Consider the following 5,683-nt stretch of genomic DNA (forward strand, 5'->3'; position numbering starts at 1 on the left):
CGCCCGGGGGGTCGCGGGCGGTGCGCGGCCCCCCCGGCGGCCGTCGGGGGGGGGGGCGGGCGGGCGGTGGGGGGGGGCGGGCCGGTGGGGCGGGCCCCCGGCCGCCCCCCCGGATCCGAAGACCGTACGACTAGTTCTTCTGGATCTGGTCGAAGGAGAGCTCGACCGGGGTCTCCCGGCCGAAGATCTCGACCAGGCCCTTGACCTTCTTCGAGTCGGGGTTGATCTCGTTGATGGTCGCCTGCAGGGTCGCGAACGGACCGTCGGTGACGGTGACCGAGTCGCCGACCTCGAAGTCCAGCACCTGGATCTCGCTCGGCTTGACCGGCGAGGGCTTGCCGGCCTCCTTGGCCGCCTGGCGCTCGACGTCGGGGGCGAGCATCTTGACGACCTCGTCCAGGGTCAGCGGGTACGGGTCGTAGGCGTTGCCGACGAAGCCGGTGACACCCGGGGTGTTGCGCACGACGCCCCAGGACTCCGGGGTGAGGTCCATGCGCACCAGGACGTAGCCGGGGAGCTTGTTCTGGCGGATGGTCTTGCGGTCGCCGTTCTTGATCTGGACGACCTCCTCCTGCGGCACCTCGGCCTGGAAGATGTACTCCTCGACGTTCAGCGAGACGGCGCGCTGCTCCAGGTTCTGCTTCACCCGGTTCTCGTAGCCGGCGTAGGTGTGGATCACGTACCACTCGCCCGGCATGAAGCGCAGGTCCTCGCGGAACTTGGCGACCGGGTCGACCTCCTCGACCTCCTCCGCCTCCTCGGCGGCCTCGGCCTCCTCGACCTCGGTCTCCTCGGCGGCGGCCTCGACGTCGTCCTCCTCGGCGGGCTCGCCCGCCTCGGCCTCGTCGTACGCCTCGACCTCGTCCTCGTCGCTGTCCGCGGCGTCGACGACCTGCTCGGCGGCCTCGGCGTCGTCAGCCAGCTCGGCCGCGTCCAGCTCGGCGGCGACATCCGCCTCGCGGACGGTCTCGTCGGCGTCGTACAGGGGGGACTCAGACACGGTGGCTGCTTCTTTCCTGGAGATGGTGAAGGTGGCGCGCTCCGAAACCGGACCCGGCACGCTGCCGCTCGCGCGGGCGCCTGGTGAGGTCTCGGAGACTTCAACAGTACCGAGTCAACGGTAACGGCGCGTACGACCGCCGCCGACAGCTCGACCCGGGCCGAAGATCGGCCCGGGTCGGGAGGCTGTTTCGAAGGTGGTCGGCCGCGTCAGCCGAAGATCCAGAGGCTCAGCTTGGAGAAGCCGTAGTCCAGACCGGCCACGAAGGCCATCACGACGACGACGAACACGACCACGACGGTGGTGTAGTTGGTGAGCTCACTCCGGGTGGGCCAGACGACCTTGCGCAGTTCCGCGATGATCTGGCGGTAGAACAGCCCCATGCGGGCGAACAGGCCCTTCTTGGCCCGCTTGCCGGACTTCTTGTCGCCGGAGCGGTTGGCCCGCTTGCGGTCGCGGCGCGACAGCGCCTTCTCCTCGCCCTCCGCGGGCGTGGTCTCGGCCGCGCCATCGGCACCCTCGGGGTTGCCGCTCTCAGGCGTTGCGGTGGAGCCCGTGGTCTCCGTCACTCGTCCTCACCTGAATCCGGGTCCTGCCGGACTCGCCGCACACCCGATGGGGCACGACCGGCCGGCTTAGCGGTGCTGATCGGTGCCATCTCCGCATCAAGCCCGCTCGCTCTGTGGAGCGAACGGGCTGAAAACGGATCTAGCAGCAGGGCAAGAGGGACTCGAACCCCCAACCGCCGGTTTTGGAGACCGGTGCTCTACCAATTGAGCTATTGCCCTACGGTGCCTCGCGGCTCCTGTGGCGACCAACCTACCGCATCTCTCCCCGCTGTCTGCACAAGCGGTGAAAGCTCCGGTCTTTTCGGCGGGCCGTCGAGCAGCGAGTGTACGTGGTCGAGGGGTGTTTGGTCGAACCTCTTCTTCCGGGACGACCGGTCGCCCGCCGGATGTCCGGTCCGGCGGGGTGCCCGCCGACGGATCGCCGGGCGCCGCGATCCGGACGGGACCGTACGGATACTGGAACCACGACGCCCGGTCCGTCCGGTTCTGCGACCATGCAGGCATGAGCGCTTCGACTCCGCAGCCCGACCAGTCCATCCGCCCCGCCGACCGCCGGGTGTCCGCCCGGATCGGCGCGATCGCCGAGTCCGCGACCCTCGCCGTGGACGCCAAGGCCAAGGCCCTCAAGGCCGCCGGCCGCCCGGTCATCGGCTTCGGCGCCGGCGAGCCCGACTTCCCGACCCCGGACTACATCGTCGAGGCGGCCGTCGAGGCCTGCCGCGACCCGAAGAACCACCGGTACACCCCGGCGGGTGGCCTGCCCGAGCTGAAGGCCGCGATCGCCGCCAAGACGCTGCGCGACTCCGGCTACGAGGTGGACGCCGCCCAGGTGCTGGTCACCAACGGCGGCAAGCAGGCGATCTACGAGGCGTTCGCGGCGATCCTGGACCCGGGCGACGAGGTCATCGTCCCGGCCCCGTACTGGACCACCTACCCGGAGTCGATCCAGCTGGCCGGCGGCGTCCCGGTGGCGGTCGTGGCCGACGAGACCACCGGCTACAAGGTGTCGGTCGAGCAGTTGGAGGCCGCCCGCACCGAGAACACCAAGGTGGTGCTGTTCGTCTCGCCGTCCAACCCGACCGGCGCGGTGTACACCCGGGCCGAGGCCGAGGCGATCGGCCGCTGGGCGCTGGAGCACGGCCTGTGGGTGCTCACCGACGAGATCTACGAGCACCTGGTCTACGGCGACGCGACCTTCACCTCGCTGCCGGCCCTGCTGCCCGAGCTGGCCGACAAGTGCATCGTGGTCAACGGTGTCGCCAAGACCTACGCGATGACCGGCTGGCGGGTGGGCTGGGTGATCGGCCCCAAGGACGTCGTCAAGGCCGCGACCAACCTGCAGTCGCACGCCACCTCGAACGTCTCCAACGTCGCGCAGCGCGCCGCCCTGGCCGCCGTCGCCGGCGACCTGGACGCCGTCGCCGAGATGCGCACCGCCTTCGACCGCCGCCGCAGGACCATCGTGCGGATGCTCAACGAGATCGAGGGCGTCTACTGCCCCGAGCCCGAGGGCGCCTTCTACGCCTACCCGTCGGTGAAGGGCCTGCTCGGCAAGGAGATCCGCGGCACCCGCCCGCAGACCTCCGGCGAGCTGGCGACCCTGATCCTGGACGAGGCCGAGGTCGCGGTCGTCCCCGGCGAGGCCTTCGGCACCCCCGGCTACCTGCGGCTCTCCTACGCGCTCGGCGACGCCGACCTGGTCGAGGGCGTCAGCCGGATCCAGAAGCTGCTCGGCGAGGCCCGCGACTGACCCCGGGGTCAACCTGACACGCGGGATTCACCCGGCACACCGCCCTCTTTCACCCCTTCAGGGGATGGAACGAGGGCGGTTCCCGTTTGGGGGCCGCATACGGCAGTATCGGTGAATGGAACGCCTGTTGAACCCGCGAGACGTCAGGGGCCTCCCGAAGGCCCACCTGCACCTGCACTTCACCGGCTCGATGCGCCCCGCCACGCTGCTGGAGCTGGCCGACAAGCACGGCGTCCGGCTGCCGGAGGCGCTCAGCTCCGGCGAGCCGCCGAAACTGCGGGCCACCGACGAGCGCGGCTGGTTCCGCTTCCAGCGCCTCTACGACACCGCCCGCTCGGTGCTGCGGGACGAGGCGGACATCCGCCGGCTGGTCCTGGAGACCGCGCAGGACGAGCGGCAGGACGGCTCCCGCTGGCTGGAGATCCAGGTCGACCCGACCTCGTACGCACCCCGGCTGGGCGGGCTGATCCCCGCGCTGGAACTGATCCTGGACGCGGTGGAGCAGGCCGCCCGGGCCACCGGGGTGGGGATCCGGGTGCTGGTCGCGGCCAACCGGATGAAGTCCCCGATGGACGCCCGGACACTGGCCCGGCTGGCCGTCCGCTACGCCGACCACGGGGTGGTCGGCTTCGGCCTCTCCAACGACGAGCGCCGCGGCCTCGCCCGGGACTTCGACCGGGCCTTCGCGATCGCCCGCAGGGGCGGCCTGCTGGCGGCCCCGCACGGCGGCGAGCTGGCCGGCCCGGAGTCCGTCCGGGACTGCGTGGACGACCTGGACGCCGGCCGGATCGGCCACGGCGTGCGGGCCGCCGAGGACCCGCGGCTGATGGAGCGGCTGGCGGCCCGGCAGATCACCTGCGAGGTGTGCCCGTCCTCCAACGTCTCGCTGGGCGTCTACGAGAGCCCCGAGGAGGTCCCGCTGCGCAGGCTCTTCGACGCCGGGGTCCCGCTGGCGCTGGGCGCGGACGACCCGCTGCTGTTCGGCAGCCGGCTGGCCGCGCAGTACGACCTGGCCCGGGACGTCCTGGGCTTCAGCGACGCCGAACTCGCCGAGCTGGCACGGCAGTCGGTGCGCGGCTCGGTCGCGCCGGAGGCCGTCCGCAAGGAGCTGCTGGCGGACATCGACGCCTGGCTGGCGAACGGGCACGCCCCCGCGGACGCGCCCGCCGCCACCGCTGCCGCGGTCACGGCCACGACCGTCTAGAGCGCGACGCCGACCATCACCGGCTCGTTCACCAGCTCCACCCCGAAGGCCTCGCGGACCCCGTCCCGGATCTCCCGGGCCAGGGCCAGCAGGTCCTCGGCGGTGGCCGAGCCGCGGTTGGTGAGCGCCAGGGTGTGCTTGGTGGAGAGGGTCGCCGGGCCGCTGCCGTAGCCCTTGCCGAAGCCGGCCTTGTCGATCAGCCAGGCCGCGGAGGTCTTGGTGCAGCCCTCCGGGGCCGGGTAGGCGGGGGCGTTCTCGGCGCCCGGACGGGTCCGGAAGGACTCGTACTGCGCGGCCGTGAGCACCGGGTTGGTGAAGAAGGAGCCGGCCGACCAGGTGTCGTGGTCCGCCGGGTCCAGCACCATGCCCTTGCCGGACCGCAGCTTCAGCACCGCCTCGTACGCCTCCACCAGCGGCACCCGCTCGTCCGGCCCGACGCCGAAGTGCTTGGCCACCTCGGCGTACTTGACCGGGCTGGAGAAGCCGTCGTGGTCCGTCAGGGCGAACCGGACCCGCAGCACCACGTAGCGGTCCGGCTCGGCCTTGAACCGGCTGTGCCGGTAGGAGAACGCGCACTCGGCGTTCGAGAGCGTGACCACCCGGTCGGCCGCGCGGTCGTAGGCGACGACCTCGGTGATCGTGTGGGCGACCTCCTGGCCGTACGCGCCGACGTTCTGGACCGGGGTGGCACCGGCCGAACCGGGGATGCCGGCCAGGAACTCGACGCCGGCCAGGCCGTGCTCGCGCACCGCGCGGGTGACCGCCTCCGACCACACCTCACCGGCGGCCAGCTCCAGCACCGTGCCGTCCAGGGTGAAGCCGGCGGTGGCGATCCGCAGCACCGTGCCGGGGAAGCCGTCGTCGCCGATCACCAGGTTGGAGCCGCCGCCGAGGACGAGCAGCGGCTCGCCGGCCGCGTCGGCCTCGCGCACGGCGGCGATCACCTCGTCGTCGGTGTGGGCGGTCACCAGGCGGCGGGCCGGGCCGCCGAGCCGGAGCGTGGTCAGCGGGGCGAGGGGGGCGTCGTTTTCTACCAGCACGCCCACCAGCGTACGGGGGGAAGGGCGGCCGCCCGGCCGCCCGTCCCCCCCCCCCCCCCCCCCCCCGCCGGGCCCGCGCCCACCCCGGGCGCCCCCGGCCGCGGCCCCCCCCGCGGCCCC

5 protein-coding genes and 1 tRNA gene are annotated in these 5,683 nt (G+C 72.4%); 2 read left to right on the forward strand and 4 right to left on the reverse strand.

What is annotated here, in order from left to right:
- Positions 1-130 precede the first annotated feature (130 nt).
- The 3 genes from nusG to ACFV0O_RS15495 form a co-directional block, all read right to left on the reverse strand.
- Entirely contained in the window at positions 131-1,000 is an 870-nt protein-coding gene (gene nusG, locus ACFV0O_RS15485; RefSeq protein WP_380341382.1) for a transcription termination/antitermination protein NusG, read from the reverse strand.
- Between the two features lie 209 nt (positions 1,001-1,209).
- Positions 1,210-1,569 (reverse strand): preprotein translocase subunit SecE, encoded by a 360-nt coding sequence (secE, locus tag ACFV0O_RS15490; RefSeq protein ID WP_380341384.1) that lies wholly within the window; start codon positions 1,567-1,569, stop codon positions 1,210-1,212.
- 146 nt (positions 1,570-1,715) lie between these two features.
- Positions 1,716-1,788 (reverse strand) — tRNA-Trp (locus tag ACFV0O_RS15495).
- Positions 1,789-2,071: 283 nt separating this feature from the next.
- Between ACFV0O_RS15495 and ACFV0O_RS15500 the strand changes: the two genes are divergently transcribed.
- Complete coding sequence (locus tag ACFV0O_RS15500) at positions 2,072-3,319, forward strand: pyridoxal phosphate-dependent aminotransferase (RefSeq protein ID WP_380341387.1); 1,248 nt, start codon at positions 2,072-2,074, stop codon at positions 3,317-3,319.
- 115 nt (positions 3,320-3,434) lie between these two features.
- Positions 3,435-4,523 carry an adenosine deaminase gene (locus tag ACFV0O_RS15505; protein WP_380341389.1) on the forward strand — a complete coding sequence of 363 codons (1,089 nt, stop codon included), beginning with the start codon at positions 3,435-3,437 and terminating at the stop codon, positions 4,521-4,523.
- On the opposite strand, the gene ACFV0O_RS15510 is transcribed toward ACFV0O_RS15505, so the two are convergent.
- Positions 4,520-5,563: a UDP-N-acetylmuramate dehydrogenase gene (locus tag ACFV0O_RS15510; protein ID WP_360254575.1), complete on the reverse strand. Its 1,044-nt coding sequence runs from the start codon at positions 5,561-5,563 to the stop codon at positions 4,520-4,522. The two genes, ACFV0O_RS15505 and ACFV0O_RS15510, sit on opposite strands and share 4 nt — an antisense overlap.
- Positions 5,564-5,683: the final 120 nt, after the last annotated feature.

The organism is Kitasatospora sp. NPDC059577, assembly GCF_042735475.1.
GTDB lineage: Bacteria > Actinomycetota > Actinomycetes > Streptomycetales > Streptomycetaceae > Kitasatospora.